Annotated in this window: 15 protein-coding genes and 1 pseudogene; 7 read left to right on the top strand and 9 right to left on the bottom strand. The window is 66.4% G+C overall.

Features of this window, described 5'->3' with window-relative positions; genetic code table 11:
- Positions 1 to 227 precede the first annotated feature (227 nt).
- The 6 genes and pseudogenes from asd to aroC all read right to left on the bottom strand — a co-directional run bounded on the left by asd (position 228) and on the right by aroC (position 7,065).
- Positions 228 to 1,339 (bottom strand): annotated as a pseudogene (gene asd / locus IPK20_00740) (aspartate-semialdehyde dehydrogenase).
- A gap of 51 nt (positions 1,340 to 1,390) precedes the next feature.
- On the bottom strand, positions 1,391 to 2,470 hold the full coding sequence (gene leuB / locus IPK20_00745) for a 3-isopropylmalate dehydrogenase (protein ID MBK8015354.1): 1,080 nt from the start codon (positions 2,468 to 2,470) through the stop codon (positions 1,391 to 1,393).
- Between the two features lie 43 nt (positions 2,471 to 2,513).
- A complete protein-coding gene (leuD, locus tag IPK20_00750; protein MBK8015355.1) occupies positions 2,514 to 3,152 on the bottom strand; it encodes a 3-isopropylmalate dehydratase small subunit in 639 nt (212 codons plus the stop codon).
- A 12-nt stretch (positions 3,153 to 3,164) separates the two neighbouring features.
- Positions 3,165 to 4,571: a 3-isopropylmalate dehydratase large subunit gene (leuC, locus tag IPK20_00755; GenBank protein ID MBK8015356.1), complete on the bottom strand. Its 1,407-nt coding sequence runs from the start codon at positions 4,569 to 4,571 to the stop codon at positions 3,165 to 3,167.
- A 70-nt stretch (positions 4,572 to 4,641) separates the two neighbouring features.
- Complete coding sequence (locus IPK20_00760; protein MBK8015357.1) at positions 4,642 to 5,820, bottom strand: MFS transporter; 1,179 nt, start codon at positions 5,818 to 5,820, stop codon at positions 4,642 to 4,644.
- Between the two features lie 75 nt (positions 5,821 to 5,895).
- The gene (gene aroC / locus IPK20_00765) at positions 5,896 to 7,065 is read right to left on the bottom strand and encodes a chorismate synthase (GenBank protein ID MBK8015358.1); all 1,170 of its coding nucleotides are present in this window, start codon (positions 7,063 to 7,065) and stop codon (positions 5,896 to 5,898) included.
- Between the two features lie 104 nt (positions 7,066 to 7,169).
- On the opposite strand from aroC, the gene IPK20_00770 reads away from it, so the two are divergent.
- The 6 genes from IPK20_00770 (at position 7,170) to IPK20_00795 (ending at position 13,812) form a co-directional block, all read left to right on the top strand.
- Positions 7,170 to 10,088, top strand: coding sequence for an EAL domain-containing protein (locus IPK20_00770; protein ID MBK8015359.1), 2,919 nt, complete (start codon positions 7,170 to 7,172; stop codon positions 10,086 to 10,088).
- A gap of 62 nt (positions 10,089 to 10,150) precedes the next feature.
- Positions 10,151 to 10,945: a thymidylate synthase gene (locus tag IPK20_00775; protein ID MBK8015360.1), complete on the top strand. Its 795-nt coding sequence runs from the start codon at positions 10,151 to 10,153 to the stop codon at positions 10,943 to 10,945.
- Positions 10,946 to 10,968: 23 nt separating this feature from the next.
- Positions 10,969 to 11,394 carry a thioesterase family protein gene (locus IPK20_00780; protein MBK8015361.1) on the top strand — a complete coding sequence of 142 codons (426 nt, stop codon included), beginning with the start codon at positions 10,969 to 10,971 and terminating at the stop codon, positions 11,392 to 11,394.
- 58 nt (positions 11,395 to 11,452) lie between these two features.
- Positions 11,453 to 11,989, top strand: a complete 537-nt coding sequence (locus IPK20_00785; GenBank protein MBK8015362.1) for a flavin reductase family protein — start codon at positions 11,453 to 11,455, stop codon at positions 11,987 to 11,989.
- Positions 11,990 to 12,107: 118 nt separating this feature from the next.
- Positions 12,108 to 13,292, top strand: a complete 1,185-nt coding sequence (locus IPK20_00790; GenBank protein MBK8015363.1) for an acetylornithine transaminase — start codon at positions 12,108 to 12,110, stop codon at positions 13,290 to 13,292.
- A 91-nt stretch (positions 13,293 to 13,383) separates the two neighbouring features.
- Positions 13,384 to 13,812: an FKBP-type peptidyl-prolyl cis-trans isomerase gene (locus tag IPK20_00795; protein MBK8015364.1), complete on the top strand. Its 429-nt coding sequence runs from the start codon at positions 13,384 to 13,386 to the stop codon at positions 13,810 to 13,812.
- Positions 13,813 to 13,824: 12 nt separating this feature from the next.
- Here IPK20_00795 and IPK20_00800 read toward each other — a convergent pair whose 3' ends face one another.
- Together IPK20_00800 and IPK20_00805 are read right to left on the bottom strand one after the other, a co-directional pair.
- Entirely contained in the window at positions 13,825 to 14,202 is a 378-nt protein-coding gene (locus IPK20_00800; GenBank protein MBK8015365.1) for a PaaI family thioesterase, read from the bottom strand.
- Positions 14,203 to 14,263: 61 nt separating this feature from the next.
- Positions 14,264 to 15,484 carry an acyl-CoA dehydrogenase family protein gene (locus IPK20_00805; protein ID MBK8015366.1) on the bottom strand — a complete coding sequence of 407 codons (1,221 nt, stop codon included), beginning with the start codon at positions 15,482 to 15,484 and terminating at the stop codon, positions 14,264 to 14,266.
- A gap of 98 nt (positions 15,485 to 15,582) precedes the next feature.
- On the opposite strand from IPK20_00805, the gene IPK20_00810 reads away from it, so the two are divergent.
- The gene (locus IPK20_00810) at positions 15,583 to 16,500 is read left to right on the top strand and encodes a LysR family transcriptional regulator (GenBank protein MBK8015367.1); all 918 of its coding nucleotides are present in this window, start codon (positions 15,583 to 15,585) and stop codon (positions 16,498 to 16,500) included.
- A gap of 40 nt (positions 16,501 to 16,540) precedes the next feature.
- On the opposite strand, the gene IPK20_00815 is transcribed toward IPK20_00810, so the two are convergent.
- Positions 16,541 to 17,275: an SDR family oxidoreductase gene (locus IPK20_00815; protein ID MBK8015368.1), complete on the bottom strand. Its 735-nt coding sequence runs from the start codon at positions 17,273 to 17,275 to the stop codon at positions 16,541 to 16,543.
- Positions 17,276 to 17,383: the final 108 nt, after the last annotated feature.

Genomic DNA, 17,383 nt, shown 5'->3' on the forward strand with positions numbered 1-17,383 from the left:
AAATAACATCATAGGGTTACCGATGCAAGCTCAACTTCCCTCTTACATAGTCCCCCTTGGCGACTCTTTTTTCGGCGCATTTGCCGCCTTCTGGAGAGTGAAGATGGAGCCGGAGCGGGTCGGAATGCGAAAAAACCGGGGAGAGCCGCCATCCGGCGCCATGCAGGACGCCAGAAGGTGGAATGGTCATCGAGAAACGTCGCGGCCGCAGAGGGCCGGTGCAGCGTTCAGCGCTCGAGCAGGATGCGCAGCATGCGCCGCAGCGGCTCGGCGGCTCCCCACAGCAGCTGATCACCCACCGTGAAAGCGGCCAGGTACTCCGGCCCCATGGGAAGCTTGCGCAGCCGGCCCACCGGAACCTCGAGCTTGCCCGAGACAGCAGCGGGTGTGAGCTGTGCCAGGGAAGCGTCCCGCGTGTTCGGCACGACCTTCACCCAGGAATGCGCGGCCGCAAGGCACTCTTCGATCTCGGCCAATGGCAGGTCGCGCCGCAACTTGATGGTCAGCGCCTGGCTGTGGCAGCGCATCACCCCCACCCTCACGCAGACACCATCGACCGGAACGACGGCCGCGGCCGCCTTGCCGAGGATCTTGTTCGCCTCGGCCATCGCCTTCCATTCCTCGCGGCTCTGCCCGTTGCCCAGATCCTTGTCGATCCACGGCAGCAGGCTGCAGGCCAGCGGGTGACCGAAGTTCTGCACCGGAAAATCGGCGCTGGCAAGAGACTGATGGACGACGCGGTCGAGTTCGAGGATCCCCGTCGCGGGGTCGTCCAGCGCCGCCCTTCCGGCCGCATGTGCGGCCCCCATCTGCAACACCAGTTCGCGCATGTTCTGCGCTCCGGCCCCCGAAGCGGCCTGGTAGGTCATTGCCGTGACCCACTCCACCAGGTCGTCCCTGAACAGCCCGCTGAGCGCCATGAGCATGAGGCTCACGGTGCAATTGCCGCCGATGTAGTCCCTCACCCCGCGGGCGAGGGACGCGTCGATGACGTCGCGGTTGACCGGATCCAGGATGATCACGGCGTCGTCCTTCATGCGCAGCGAGGACGCCGCGTCGATCCAGTATCCCTTCCAGCCTGCCTCGCGCAGCTTCGGATGAATCGACGTCGTGTAGTCGCCCCCTGGCAGGAGACGATGGCATCCATTGCCCCGAGCGCCGCGACATCGTTGGCGTCCGCCAGCGCCGCCGTCGAACCCGCGATTGCAGGTCCGGGTCCGCCCACGTTGGATGTGCTGAAGAACCGTGCATCGATGGCGGTGAAATCCTGCTCCGCCACCATCCGCTGCATCAGCACCGAACCCACCATGCCTCGCCAGCCGACGAAGCCCACACGCATTCTTGCCATAATCCGTTCCTGTTCGCTCGCCCGCCCGACCGGACGTGGTCGTTACCGGTGTCCGCCGCCCATCGCTGCCACGACAGCGTCGCCCATCTCTTCCGTGCCCAGCTTCGCTTCGCCGGGTTTCGCGATGTCACCGGTGCGGCATCCCTCCCGGAGCACCTTCCGGACGGCGGCTTCGATGCGGTCGGCCGACGCCGTGTCGTCGAAGGTGTAGCGCATCATCATCGCCACCGACAGGATGGTGGCGAGGGGATTGGCCAGATTGCGTCCGGCGATGTCCGGGGCCGATCCATGGATGGGCTCGTACAACCCCTTGTCGTTGGCGTCGAGCGAGGCGGAGGGAAGCATGCCGATGGAGCCTGTCAGCATGGAGGCTTCGTCCGAGAGAATGTCGCCGAACATGTTGCCGGTGAGAATGACGTCGAACTGCTTGGGCGCCCGCACCAGTTGCATGGCCGCGTTGTCCACGTACATGTGCGACAGCTCGACATCCGGATAACCCTTGGCGATCTCGTTCACGACCTCGCGCCACAGGATGCTGGTGTCGAGCACGTTCGCCTTGTCCACGGAGCACAGCCTGCGCGCGCGCTTGCGGGCGATCTCGAAGCCCACCCGCGCGATGCGCGCAATCTCGGACTCCGAGTATTTCATCGTGTCGAATCCCTCGCGTTCCCCGTTCTCGAGCGCCCGGCGGCCGCGCGGCTGCCCGAAGTAGATGTCCCCGGTGAGTTCCCGCAGGATCATGATGTCGAGGCCCGCGACCAGTTCCGGCTTGAGCGACGACGCATCGGCGAGTTCCTCGTACACCATGGCGGGACGCAGGTTGGTGAACAGGCCCAGTTCCTTGCGGATGCGCAAGAGCCCCTGCTCGGGCCGCACGGGCCGCGGCAACGTGTCGTACCTGGGACCGCCCACGGCCCCCAGCAGAATGGCGTCCGCCGACCGCGCCAGGTCCAGGGTCGGCGCAGGCAGGGGGTCGCCCGAGGCGTCGTAGCCCGCGCCGCCGATGGGCGCGGTCTCCATTTCGATCGTCGCGCCGTCGCGGCGCAGCACTTCCAGAACCTTCGTCGCTTGCCGGACGATCTCCGGGCCGATCCCGTCTCCGGGCAATATCGCAATCTTCATCGGATTCCTTTCGTTTGATCCCTGCCCCGCAGGAAGGGCGCGCTCACACGAACAGCCAGGGCTGCTCGGCGCGGCGTCGATCCTCGTACGCCTTGATGGTCTCCGCGTGCTGGAGCGTCAGCCCGATCTCGTCCAGACCTTCCAGCAGGCAATGGCGGCGGAACGCGTCGACGGTGAAGTCGAATTCCTGTCCACCGGGCGTCACGACCTTCTGCCGAACGAGGTCCACGGTCAACCGGTAACCGGGCGTCGCCTGCGTTTCGGCGAACAGCCGGTCGACCGTCGATGCCGGCAGGATCACCGGCAGCAGTCCGTTCTTGAAGCTGTTGTTGAAGAAGATGTCCGCGTAGCTCGGCGCGATGACCGCGCGGAATCCGAAGTCCATGAGCGCCCACGGCGCGTGCTCACGCGAGGAGCCGCAACCGAAGTTTTCGCGCGCCAGCAGAATGGAGGCGCCCTTGAAGCGGGGCTGGTTGAGCACGAAGTTGGGGTTCGGCACGCGAGAGGCCGGATCCATGCCCGGTTCGCCGTGATCCATGTAACGCCACTCGTCGAACAGGTTCGGGCCGAAACCGCTGCGCTTGATGGACTTCAGGAACTGCTTGGGAATGATGGCATCGGTATCGACGTTGGGCCGGTCGAGCGGCGCCACGACGCCTTGCAGTACGGTGAACTTTTCCATGCTGTTCCTCGCTTACAACTGCCGCACATCGACGAACCGGCCAGCCACTGCGGCCGCGGCGGCCATCGCAGGGCTCACCAGATGCGTCCGTCCACCCGCTCCCTGGCGCCCTTCGAAATTGCGGTTCGAGGTGGAGGCGCAACGTTCACCGGCATCGAGCCGGTCGTCATTCATCGCCAGACACATGGAACAGCCGGGCTCGCGCCATTCGAATCCGGCCTCGCGGAAGATCCGGTCCAGTCCCTCGTCCTCCGCCTGGCGCTTCACCAGTCCGGACCCCGGGACCACCATCGCGAGTTTCACGTTCGCAGCCACCCGGCGGCCCTTGACGACGTCGGCGGCAGCGCGCAGATCCTCGATGCGCGAATTGGTGCAGGAGCCGATGAACACCTTGTCGATCTTGATGGCGGTGATGGGCGTGTTGGGTTGCAGGCCCATGTAGTTGAGGGCCCGCTCGACGGACTGGCGGCGCACGGGGTCCTCGATCTTCGCCGGGTCCGGCACGGAAGCCAGGACGCTGTCCACCATCTCGGGCGACGTGCCCCACGTCACCTGCGGCACGATGTCGGCGCCGTTCAGCGTGATCACCTTGTCGAACTGCGCGCCTTCGTCGCTGCGCAAGGTCCGCCAGTACGCCACCGCACGGTCCCAGAGGTCCCCCTTGGGCGAGAAAGTGCGGCCGCGCAGGTACTCGATGGTCTTTTCGTCCACGGCCACCATGCCCGCGCGGGCGCCCGCCTCGATGGCCATGTTGCAGAGGGTCATGCGTCCTTCCACGGACAGACCGCGGATTGCCGCGCCACCGAACTCTATGGCGTGACCCGTGCCGCCTGCCGTGCCGATCTTGCCGATGATCGCGAGCACCACGTCCTTCGCCGTGACACCCTTGCCCAGCGCGCCGTTCACCTGGACGGCCAGCGACTTGGCCTTCTTCATGGTGAGGCACTGGGTGGCGAGGACGTGCTCGACCTCCGACGTGCCGATGCCGAACGCGAGCGCGGCGAAGGCTCCGTGGGTGCTCGTGTGGGAATCCCCGCAGACGACGGTCATTCCCGGCAGGGTGGCACCCTGCTCCGGTCCGATCACGTGGACGATGCCCTGTCGCTTGTCGAGGAACGGAAAGTAGGCCCGGGCGCCGAATTCGCGGATGTTCCGGTCCAGCGTCTCGACCTGAAGACGCGAGATGGGATCCTGGATCCCCTGGTCCCAGTTCCTGGTAGGCGTGTTGTGGTCTGCGGTGGCGACGACCGATTCGATTCGCCAGGGCTTGCGCCCGGCCAGCTTCAGTCCTTCGAACGCCTGCGGACTGGTCACCTCGTGCACGAGATGACGATCGATGTAGATGAGCGCGGTGCCGTCGGATTCCTCCCGCACCACGTGGCTCGACCAGAGCTTGTCGTATAGCGTTTGGGGCTGCATGAGATGCTCTCCAGAGAGCCCGCGATTATGGCACAAGGGTCCCCGGGCTCACCGCCTCGTGGCGTGTCGATCAGCCTTGCACCGCGCGGACCGCGCGCGAACCGGCAAGCGGAACACGCAACCAACGCCACGTCACGGCAAACGCCGCCAGCCCCGCCGCGGCCCCGGCCGTGAACGTCCACGCGCCGCCGGTGTGATCCCACAGGAAACCTGCCGCGAGTCCGCCCACCGCACCGCCCGCGCCGAAGCCGATTCCTGAATAGAGCGCCTGGCCCTTCGACTGATGGCGGCCGCGGAAGAACCGGTGCGTGAGCGCGACCGCGGACCCGTGGAAGACACCGAACGTGGCGGCGTGTGCCACCTGCCCCGCGACGATCATGGTCACGGAATCGGGCAGCCAGCCGATGGCGGCGAAGCGCATGCACGCGATCGCATAGGCGGCGAGGAGCAGTGCGCGTGCATCGAAACGCGAGGTGAGCCGTGTCCAGTAGAAGAAGACGACGATCTCGCTGATCACGCCCAGCGCCCACAGCCAGCCCACGTGCGCCTTGGTGTAACCGTGTTCGACGAGCCAGATGGAATAGAAGGTGTGATAAGGGCCGTGCGAGACCGACATCAGGAAGCAGCCGGCGAAAAGAGCCAGCACCGGCGGCTGCCTCAGGATCTGCAGGATGCCCTGGACCTGTTCGTGATGCACATGGGGCGGCGCTTCGGGCACCGCGAACGACGACGCAGCGTGCAACGCGAGCAGCACGGCAATGAGCCATAGCAGCGACCCGACGCCGGCTGCATCCAGCAGATAGCCCGCAGCCACGACCACGGCCACGAATCCGACCGATCCCCAGGCACGAATCCGTCCGTAGTCCGCGACCCGATCCCCCAGGTGGGCCATGGTGGTCGCTTCCACCAAGGGCAGCGAGCCGCACCAGAATGCGTTCATGACCAGCATCACGCAGAACAGCCATGCGTAGGACGTTCCGGCGAATGCGCCGCAAAAGGCGATCAGCGTTGCCACCGACGTGAGCTTGACGACCGGAACGCGGCGGCCGCGGTGATCCGCGAGCCACCCCCACAGGGCGGGCCCCACCACGCGGGTGATCGGCACAAGGGACAGCAGCGTACCGATCTGGGCGGCGCTCATGCCCACCGACTTCAGGTACAGGGGCCAGAACGGCGCATAGGCACCGAGGAATGCGAAGTAGCAGAAGTAGAACGATGCGAGCGGTGCTGCAGGTACGGGCCGGGTCATGGCTTTCCCGCGTCACCCGAAAGACCGGCGGGGAATTCGCGCAGGGTCACGGTACGTGCCGGCCGGCGGACCGGATCAGTCCTGCCGGCCTTCGGGATCGGTCGATGTTCGGCTGGGTGACAGCGGATACCGTCCGCGCGCGCCTTCCGGAGCGGCTGCGGGAAGCACGGGCGTGTCCGGCAAGACGTCGGCGTTCTGGGCGCGGTGCCGCAACGCGTGGTCCATCAACACGATGGCCAGCATGGCCTCCGCGATGGGGGTCGCGCGGATTCCCACACAGGGATCGTGGCGGCCGAAAGTCTCGACGGTGGCCGGACGTCCCGACTTGTCCACCGAGCGCCGCGCGAGACGGATGCTGGACGTGGGCTTGATCGCGACGTGGACGACGACGTCCTGGCCCGTGGAGACTCCGCCGAGTATCCCGCCTGCGTTGTTGGACAGGAAACCTTCCGGCGTCATTTCGTCGCCATGCTCCGTCCCCCGCTGGGCGACGGAGGCGAAACCCGCGCCGATCTCCACGCCCTTCACGGCGTTGATGCCCATCATGGCATAGGCGATCTCGGCGTCGAGCTTGTCGTCGACCGGCTCGCCCCAGCCTGGCGGGACACCCGATGCGACGGCCGTCACCTTCGCGCCCACGGAGTCGCCGGACTTGCGCAACGCGTCCATGTACGTCTCGAGTTCCGCGACGGCATCGGGGTCGGCGCAGAAGAACGGATTGGCGTTCACCCCCTCCCATCCCTTGAATGCAAGCGGTATCGGCCCCAGTTGGGAAAGGTAGCCACGGATCGAGACGCCATGTCTTTCCCGCAGCCATTTTCTCGCCACCGCGCCGGCCGCCACGCGCACCGCCGTTTCGCGCGCCGATTGGCGTCCGCCGCCCCTGTGGTCGCGAATTCCGTACTTCATCCAATAGGTGTAGTCTGCATGACCGGGGCGGAACGTCTGCGCGATGTTGCCGTAGTCCTGGCTCCGCTGGTCGGTGTTGCGGATCAGCAGCGCGATGGGTGTTCCGGTGGTACGGCCTTCGAACACGCCGGAGAGGATCTCGACGATGTCTCCTTCCTTGCGCTGGGTGACGAAACGCGACGTGCCGGGCTTGCGGCGGTCCAGATCTGCCTGGATGTCCGCCTCCGTGAGCGCCATGCCCGGCGGGCACCCGTCCACCACGCACCCGATTCCCGGACCGTGGCTTTCCCCGAAGGAAGTCACGCAAAACGAACGTCCCAGCGTATTACCCGACATCGTCCAACCCGTCTTCGCCAAAATTGCAGCGTACCACGGCCCTCGCAGCCGCTGCGGGCCTTCGCGACGGGAATGCCGGTTCTCCGGCACGTGAGACGGCAGCCGTGAGACATCCTGCCGCGGCCATACCGCGGATTCCGCTTCACCTCGACGAACTGCGCCTCTTCGACGAACTGACCACACCCGTGTGGCTGAGCGATCCTCGCGGCAGACGTCTGCTCTGGGCCAACGATGCCGCGCTCGCCCTCTGGCAAGCGGACAGCATCGAGATACTCGCGGCCCGCGATCTTGCGAACGGCGGCGGGATCGCCAGGTCGTGGAGCCCCGCTCTGCTCGACGAAGTGCGTGGCGGCGCCCGCATTGTCCAGCGGTGGTCGTTCGGGCAAGCGGGCGCGGCAGTGATCAAGGACGTCCACGTTCGGGCCCTGGCGATGGAGGGCGGCGACACGGCCCTGATGTTCGAGGCCGCCGACCTCGCGCGCGACGAAGACCGCGATTCCCTCCTGAGAAAGGTCGAGGCGTTCACCCATACGGCAGCGCTGGTTTCGCTTCACCGGCCGGACGGCGCGTCCATTGCGCGCAATCCGGCCGTCGAGCACGCGTTCGGCCCCCGTGCCGTGGATCGGTACTTCGACGATCTGGCTCTGCAACTCGGCAGCTCAAGGACGGCAGAGGAGGCGCGTGCGGTTGCGGGCTCGGGGCGGATCTTCTCCCGGCGGCTGAAAATCGAAACGCAGAACGGTCCGCGCTGGCATGACGTGAAGTGCCTGCGCCTCACCGATCCGGCCGATGGTGGCGCGCTGTACCTGCTGGATGCCCAGGATGTGACCGAGGCCAGGGTCGCAGGCGAACGGCTCGAGACGGAGAAGCAGCTTCTCGACATGGCGTCGCGCGGACGCCCCGTGGCCGACGTGGCGGGAGCCTTGGCGATCGCCGTCGAGGCGCAGTGTCCGGGGATCCGCTGCTCCGTGCTGGAATTGCGCGACGGCCATCTGTACGGCATCGCGGCCCCGAGTCTTCCTGCGGAATACTGCGCCGCCATCGAAGGGCTGGCCATCGGACCCAGCGTGGGGTCCTGCGGAACGGCGGCTTATCGGCGGGAGCCTGTCATCGTCGAGGACATCGCCACCGATCCCCTGTGGCGGGACTTCCGGGCCGCTGCCCTGCCGCATGGACTGAGGGCATGCTGGTCCGTGCCCATCGTGGGCGCGGACGGCGCGGTCCTCGGCAGCTTCGCGGCCTACTACGGCGAACCGCGTGCCCCGACCGCGGCCGAACGCAAGCTGCTGGACATCGGCACCAATGTCCTGGCCATCACCATGGAACGCGACCGCGCGCTTGCAGAGATCGGCCGCGGGCGGGAACAGCTGCGGATGATTCTCGACGCGCTGCCGATGATCATCTCTTACGTGAACCAGGACCAGCGCTACGAGTTCGTGAACCGCGCGTTCGAACGCTGGTTCGGGACCACTCGCGAGCAGGCACTGGGCAAGCTGTCCCGGGACATCATCGGTGTCAAGCTCTACGAGGAGATCGGCCCCAGGCTGGCCCAGGTGCAGAACGGCCACGAGGTGCGCTACGAGAGGCAATCGCGCGACCACGAAGGCCGCGAGCACTTCCTGGACGTCCACTATCTTCCGCATGTGGATGCCCAGGGACACGTCCTGGGCCACTTCGGCATCGTGAACGACATCACGGCGCGCAAACAGAACGAGCAGATGCTGGAATACCTCGCGACCCACGACCAGCTCACGCAACCGCCCAACCGCTCCATGCTCGCCGAGCACCTGCAGGTCGCCCTGGCGCGGGGCGTACGCGGTCAGCACCAGACTGCCGTGCTGTTCGTGGATCTGGACCGTTTCAAGAACGTGAACGACACGCTGGGCCACGACGCCGGCGACCGCCTGCTCCAGGCTGTGGCGGCACGGTTCCGGCAGAACGTGCGGTCCGCGGACACCATATGCCGCCTGGGCGGCGACGAGTTCGTCGTGCTGATGGACGATGTGCATGGCGTGCAGGAAGCCGCCACGCTGGCGCAGAAGCTGATCGGGGTCCTCACCGAGCCACTCCGGGTCGACGGGCACGATCTTTACGTGTCGGCAAGCATCGGCATCGCCGTGGCACCCGACGACGGCACGGACGCGCAGACGCTGCTCAAGAACGCGGACATCGCGATGTACCGCGCCAAGCAGCAGGGACGGAACGGCTTTCAGTTCCACTCGCCTGAGGCAACGGCTGCGTCGTTCGAGCATCTCATGCTGGAGACGGCACTGCGCAAGGCGCTGGACCGCCGGGAACTGGTGCTGCATTACCAGCCCATCATCGACCTGTGTTCGGGCCGCATCGAGGGCGTGGAGACGCTGCTGCGCTGGCGGCATCCGGATCTCGGTCTCGTGGCTCCGGGCAAGTTCATTCCGCTCGCCGAGGACACGGGCCTCATCGTGCCCATCGGCGCGTGGGTCCTGGAGGAGGCCTGCCGCCAGCTGGGCAGCCTCGATGCGCCCGGGGCGGATCAGCTGCGGGTGGCGGTGAATCTGTCGCCGCGGCAATTCCGGGAGCGCGACCTCGCCGCCAGGATCGCGCTGGTGCTGCAGACGACGGGCTTCGATCCGGCAAGGCTCGAGCTGGAGGTGACCGAGAGCAGCATGATGGAGAACCCCGAGGCGGCGACGCACATCCTGCGGCAATTGCGATCGAGCGGCGTGCGCATCTCGGTGGACGACTTCGGCACAGGGTATTCCTCGCTGTCGTTCCTCAAGCGATTCCCCATCGATTCGCTCAAGGTCGACCAGTCGTTCGTGCGCGACGTGGTCGATGACGAGAACGACGCCAGCATCGTGCGCGCCATCATCGCCATCGGCCGCAGCATGCGGCTGTCCATCACGGCCGAAGGGGTGGAGACGGACGAGCAGCTTGCCTTTCTGCGTGCCGAACACTGCGACAAGGCCCAGGGATACCACTTCGGCCGCCCCATGGACCGGGACGCGCTCGAGGCATGGATCCGCTCGCGGACGGCGGACTGAGGCGTCCGATCCGATAACATTCGGCTTCGTCCGTACTCGGCCGCCTGCGCGCCGGAGACTCCATGGAGCAATATCACGACCTCATGCGGCGGGTGCTGAAAACCGGCACGCGCAAGACCGATCGCACCGGCACGGGCACGCTGAGCGTCTTCGGCGCCCAGTTGCGCTTCGACCTCGCCGATGGCTTCCCGCTCGTCACGACCAAGAAGCTTCACCTCAAATCGATCGTCCACGAACTGCTGTGGTTCCTCTCGGGGGACACGAACGTCCGCTATCTCCGCGAGAACGGCGTCAGCATCTGGGACGAATGGGCGGACGAGAACGGCGAGCTGGGACCTGTCTACGGCCACCAGTGGCGATCCTGGCCGACCCCGGAGGGCGGACATGTCGATCAGATCGCCCAGCTTCTCGCCGATATCCGCCGCTCGCCGGATTCGCGCCGTCTGATCGTATCGGCATGGAACCCGGCGGACATTCCGCGAATGGCGCTCGCCCCCTGCCATGCGCTCTTCCAGTTCTACGTCGCCGACGGGCGTCTGTCCTGCCAGCTCTACCAGCGCAGCGCAGACATCTTCCTTGGCGTGCCATTCAACATCGCATCCTATGCGCTGCTCACGCTCATGGTCGCGCAGGTGTGCAAGCTCGCTCCCGGAGAGTTCATTCACACCTTCGGCGATGCCCACCTCTACCTGAACCACCTCGATCAGGCCCGGGAACAGCTGAGCCGTGAACTGCGCCCGCTGCCCGTGATGAAGCTCAACCCCGCGGTGGATGATCTCTTCGCGTTCCGCTTCGAGGATTTCACGCTCGTCGGATACGATCCTCACCCCCACATCAAGGCGCCCGTGGCCGTCTGAGCCGGGCCGGAAAAGGACACCGCATGAAGGAATCGCTCAAACCGGGACTCAAGCACCAGCACAGTTTCGTCGTACCCAGGACCAAGACCGTCGCAGCGCTCTATCCGGAGTCGGAGCGGTTCCAGGAAATGCCGGAGGTCTTCGCAACGGGCTTCATGGTGGGACTGCTCGAATGGGCCTGCCTCGAGCTCGCCCTTCCCCATCTGGACTGGCCGGCCGAGCAGACCGTGGGTACCCACATCGACGTGAGCCACGAGGCCGCCACTCCGCCCGGCATGCGCGTGACCGTCGACGCCGAGCTGATCGCGGTGGAAGGCAAGAAGCTCGTCTTCACGGTCGAGGCCACGGACGGCGTCGACGTCATCTCCCGTGGCCGGCACGAGCGCTTCGTGATCAATCGCGAGCGCTTCGACCAGAAGCTGGCGAGCAAGGCAGCCAAGGCGGGTTGAGGCCCCTTGCTGCACTGACGGAGCCGGGCCCTGCCGTTCCCGACGGCGGCCCTCCCTCTTGAGCAAGCGCGCCTTTCCGCTGCGCGACGTCTACGGTCTGCTCGAACCGGGGCCTGTGGTGCTGCTGTCCACGTCCCATCGCGGACGCGACAACGTGATGACGCTCTCGTGGCACGTGATGATGGAGTTCGAACCGCCGAAGGTCGGCTGCGTCGTGAGCAACCGCAACCACAGCTTCTCGCTGCTCAGGGGTTCGAAGCAGTGCGCCATCAACATCCCGACAGCGGAGTTGACCGACGCCGTGGTGGGGTGCGGCAACACGTCGGGACGAGACGGCGACAAGTTCGACGCCTTCGGTCTCACCCGCGTGGCCGGCACTGCGGTGGACGTCCCGCTGGTGCGTGAATGCTATGCCAACCTGGAATGCAGGGTGATCGACACGCGCTTCGTCAAGGCCTACAACTTCTTCGTCCTCGAAGTGCTTCGCGCCCGCGTCGACCGGACGGTGGCGGATCCCCGCACGCTCCACCACCGCGGCTGGGGAGCATTCATGCAGGCGGGTCCGACCGTCAGGACACCGTCCAGGATGCGGTAGGACCTCATCGCGTTTCTTGACCGGGATTCCGCACGGGCCGGAGAATTGCCGGTGCGCGTGCCCGGCCCGGCATTCCGGATGCGGCAGTGCACCCGTCCCAACCCTCGAGCACCGTCAAATGAACTTCAGCGACTACCCGGTCTCCACCCTCATGGAGATCACCTCCCGCCCTCCCATCGTCTTCGTCCGCGGCGAAGGTTCGTGGCTATGGGACCACACGGGCAAGCGCTATCTCGATTTCGTTCAGGGGTGGGCGGTCAACTGCCTGGGACATTCGCCCCGTGCCATCAGCGATGTGCTCGCCGAACAGTCCCGCAAGCTCATCACGCCCAGCCCGGCGTTCTTCAACGAGCCGTCCATCGGTCTCGCCGAGCGCATCGTCAGGCACAGTGTGTTCGACCAGGTGTTCTTCACCAACAGCGGCGCCGAAGCCAACGAGGGGGCGATCAAGCTCGCGCGCAAGTGGGGCTCGCGCCATCGTGGCGGAGCCTACGAGATCATCACCTTCGACAACTCGTTCCACGGACGGACCCTGGCCACCATGTCGGCGTCCGGCAAGGCCGCGTTCCGCGATCTTTTCGAACCCAAGGTGCCCGGCTTTCCCAAGGCGACGCTGAACGATCTTGCTTCGGTGGAGCGTCTGATCACCGACAAGACGGTCGCCGTGATGCTGGAGCCGATCCAGGGCGAAGCCGGAGTGATTCCCGCCACCAGCGAATTCCTGCGCGACCTGCGGGCGCTCACACAGCGTCGCGGACTGCTGCTGATCGTGGACGAGATCCAGACCGGGGTCGGACGCACGGGCAAGCTGTGGGGATACGAGCATGCCGACGTGGCGCCCGACATCATGACGCTGGGCAAGATGCTGGGAGGCGGCGTGCCGCTTGCCGCGCTCGTGGCGACCAAGGCGGTGTCCTGCTTCGATCATGGTGATCAAGGCGGCACCTACAACGGCAATCCGCTCATGACGGCCGTGGGGAGCGTGGTGATGGATGCCGTGCTCGCGCCCGGATTCCTGGCGGGCGTCGAGGCCCTGGGCATGCGGCTCACTCAGGGACTGAAGCAGTTGTCCTCCCGCCACGGCCTGGGCGACGTGCGCGGACGCGGGCTGCTGCTCGCCTTGGATCTCGGTCGGGACATCGCGGCCGGTGTCGTGGACATCGCACGGGAAGATGGCCTGCTGCTGAACGCTCCGCGGCCCAACTTCCTGCGGCTCATGCCTGCCCTCAATGTGACGGCCGAGGAGATCGACATCATGCTGACCATGACCGAGACGGCACTTCTCAAAGCGATGGCCCGGTGATCGTGGCGCGATGGGCATGCCGCTGCGCGTTTGCGTACGGATGCGGGGCATGGAATCATCCGCGCCTTTCTTCACTCCCCGGAAAATCGCCATGAAACGAATCCTCGCACTCCTGTTGTTCTCGGCCAGTGTTTCCGCGTGGGCGCAATCGGACGTTCTCAAGGCCGCGGCGAAGGAACCCGGCGCCGCCGTCACCGACAGCGGCCTCGTGTACCGCGTGCTGCAGGAAGGAAAGGGAGCAAGCCCTGCCGCGTCGGACTCGGTGAAGGTGCACTACAAGGGCATGTTTCCGGATGGACGCGAATTCGACAGTTCGTATTCGCGCAACGAACCTGCGGAATTCCGCCTGAACCGCGTGATCAAGTGCTGGACCGAGGGCGTGCAGAAGATGAAGGTCGGCGGCAAGGCCAAGCTTACGTGCCCCCCCGGTATCGCCTACGGAGAGCGCGGAGCGGGTGGCGTCATCCCTCCCAATGCCGTGCTCGTCTTCGAGGTCGAACTGCTCGACGTGCGGCGCTGAGTCGGCACCGCTTCAGACAGGCGGGAGATTGCGCGCGGTCACCAGCGCCGTGGCGCACAGGGTTTCCCGCCCGTCCTTGACCCAATAGACGTCGGCCGATGCCACCGTCAGGAGCTTGCCCGGACCGACGACCCGGCCGCGCGCCCGCAGATCGCCCTCCTTCGCAGGGGCGAGCATCTTCAGCGACACGTCGACCGTCGCGACGAACCAGCCCTCTGCCAGCACGCTGGCCGCCGCGCAGACGCCGGCAAAGTCGGCCACCGCAAAGACTGGCGTGGCCTGATACTGCCCCGGCCGGAACGTCCAGCGCTCGTCGAAAGGAATCTCCACCACGGCCTCACCCGCGCCGATCTGCAGGAACCGGAGCCCGAGTTCCTTCGCCATCGGCATGGAGGTGACAGCCGCCACGATGGACGCCGCGGGATCGTAGGTCACGTTGCCCATGCGGTGCTCAGTGGCGAGGCGCCTTGTAGCGCGCCAGCTCGAGCTTGCCGATCTGGTTGCGGTGCACTTCGTCCGGGCCGTCCGCCAGCCGCAGCGTGCGGGCGCTCGCATAGGCGTGCGGGAGGCCCGAGTCATCGGTCACCCCACAGCCGCCATGGGCCTGGATCGCCCAGTCGATCACACGGCAGGCCATGTTCGCCGCCGCCACCTTGATCATGGCGATCTCCTTGCGCGCGGCCTTGTTGCCCACGGTGTCCATCATGTACGCGGCGTTCAGGACCAGGAAACGCGTCTGGTCGATCATGATGCGTGACTCTGCGATGCGCTCCAGCGTGACGCCTTGTTCCGCGACCGGTTTGCCGAAGGCAACGCGGTCCAGCGTGCGCCGGCACATCCGCTCCAGCGCGCGTTCGGACAAGCCGATCAGGCGCATGCAGTGATGGATCCGCCCGGGGCCCAGACGGCCCTGCGCGATCTCGAAACCTCGGCCTTCGCCGAGCAGCAGACTGTCGGCGACCTTTACCCGCACATCCTTGAAATCCACTTCGGCGTGTCCATGCGGAGCATCGTCGTAACCGAACACGGGCAGATGGCGCAGCACGCGGATACCCGGCAGATCCATCGGCATGACCAGCATGGACTGCTGTTCGTGCCGGTTCGGATGGTCGGGCGCGGTCTTGCCCATGAAGATGAGGACTTTGCACCGCGGGTCGTTCGCACCCGAGGTCCACCACTTGCGCCCGTTGATCACGTAGTCGTCACCCTGCCGGGCGATGCTCGCCTGGATGTTCGTGGCGTCGCTCGACGCCACGGCCGGTTCGGTCATCGCGAAGGCAGAACGGATCTCGCCGGCCAGCAGCGGCTTCAGCCAGCGATCCTTCTGCGCCTCGTTGCCGTAACGCGAGAGCACTTCCATGTTGCCGGTGTCCGGCGCGCTGCAGTTGAAGACTTCGGAGGCCCATTGGACGCGCCCCATGATCTCGGCAAGCGGTGCGTACTCGAGGTTCGTGAGTCCGGCGCCATGCGACGATTCGGGCAGGAACAGGTTCCACAGACCCTGTGCCCTTGCCTTCGCCTTGAGTTCCTCGATGAGCCGGGTCGGTGCCCACCGGTCGCCTTCGGCCACCTCCGCCTCGAATCGGGCTTCGTTCGGATAGACGTGCGCCTCCATGAACGCGCTCACGCGCTCCATGAGTTGCCTGACCTTCGTGGTGTGCTCGAACTGCATTGCCTGCCTCCGGTAGCTTCCCCAGCGGGATTGCCGGCAGCGTAGACCGGCAGCGACAATGGGGCCAATGCGTTCTCCGAATGGCGGTCATGAGAGCCCTGCATATCTCCCGCGTCGACCTGAATCTCTTCGTGGTGTTCGAGACCATCTACTCCGAAGGTGGCATCACCCGGGCCGCGGAGAAGCTGCACCTGTCCCAGCCGGCCATCAGCCACGCGCTGTCACGCCTGCGCGAGATGTTCGGGGATCCGCTGTTCGTGCGGCAGGGGCAGTCGATGAACCCCACGCCGCTGGCACGCAATCTCGTCGAGCCGGTGCGCCAGGCACTGCGGACGCTGGAAGGCACGCTGAACGAATCGGGACCCTTCGATCCGGTCGCGAGCCACCGGCGCTTTGTTCTGGGCCTGAGGGCGGAGCTGGAAGCGGTGCTGCTGCCAGCTCTGGTGGCGCGGGTGTCTGCCACAGCGCCGTCCGTGGAACTGGCCGCGGTGCGGATCGACCGGCGCCGCGTGGAGGCCGATCTCGCGTCAGGTCTGCTCGATGCCGCGATCGACGTGCTGCTGCCCGGGTCGGGCGCCTTGCGCCAGACCCGGCTCGGCACGGACTCGCTCGTGGTGGTCGTGCGGCAGAACCACCCGGGTGCAGGCACCGCGCCGGATCTCGAAACCTACCTCGAATGGAACCATGTGCTGGTGAGCTCGCGGCGCCGCGGCGCCAGCCTCGAGGACGTCGCCCTGCAGAAACGCGGTGCACAGCGGCATGTGGCACTCCGCTGCCAGCAGTACTTCGCCGCGTTCAGGGTCGTGGCAGAGACCGGCTTCGCGCTCACCCTGCCGGCCAGCCAGGCAGCCGTGATGAACTCGGCTTTCGGTCACGCCATCGTGCCCTTCCCGGCGCCGGACGCGGGGCTTGACCGCTATCTCTACTGGCACGAGGCAGCCGATTCCTCGGCGGCCAATGCATGGCTCAGACAGCTCGTGACCGACGTCGCGACTCCGGCGTTCGAGCCCCGCTGAGGGGAGGGGATTCTTCCGCCACGCACCGGACGTTCGCGCGTCACCATTTCTCCATCCACGGCCGCAGGTCCAGCTCGTGCGTCCAGGCGCTGCGGGATTGGCGGTGAAGCTGCCAGTAGGCTTCCGCGATGTCTTCCGGATTCAGGATGCCGTCCTGCGGCTTGAGGGCGTAGCGATCGGGAAACCGATCCCGGATGAACTCCGTGTCGATGGCACCGTCGATCACCACGTGGGCGACATGAATTCCCGCGGGCCCGAGTTCCCGCGCCATGCTCTGGGCGAGCGCCCGCAGCCCGTGCTTGGCGCTGGCGAACGCGGCGAAACCGGCACCTCCCCGCAGGCTGGCCGTGGCGCCGGTGAAGACGATCGTGCCCCGACCGCGCGGCCGCATCACCCGGGCGACCTCCCGGCCGACGAGGAAGCCGGCAAGGCAGCCCATCTCCCAGACTTTGCGGTATACCTGCTCGGTCGTTTCGGTGATGCCGTAGCGGACATTGCCGCCCACGTTGAAGACAGCGGCTTCGACGGGTCCGATGTCGCGTTCGATGGCCGTGACCAGCTCGATCACCGCATCCTCACGGCGTGCGTCCGACGCGAAGCCGTGCGCGGTTCCACCCTCTGCGCGAATGCTGTCCAGGAGCGGTTGGAGCTTGTCGCCATTGCGCCGCGACACGCAGGCCACGTAGCCTTCTCTCGCAAAGCGGCGGGCGATCGCCCCGCCCGTGGCGTCCCCTGCTCCCACAACAAGCGCTACCCGGACTGTGTCGGATTCCATGCTGCCTCCGCCGGCACGGCGTGCGGTTTGGATGATGTGCATCATGCTAACGCATGGACGGCGCCACGGAGGCGAGCGGTACAATCGGTCGGAAACAGCACTCCGGCA

The sequence above is a fragment of the Betaproteobacteria bacterium genome, from assembly GCA_016713305.1.
Classification (GTDB): Bacteria; Pseudomonadota; Gammaproteobacteria; order Burkholderiales.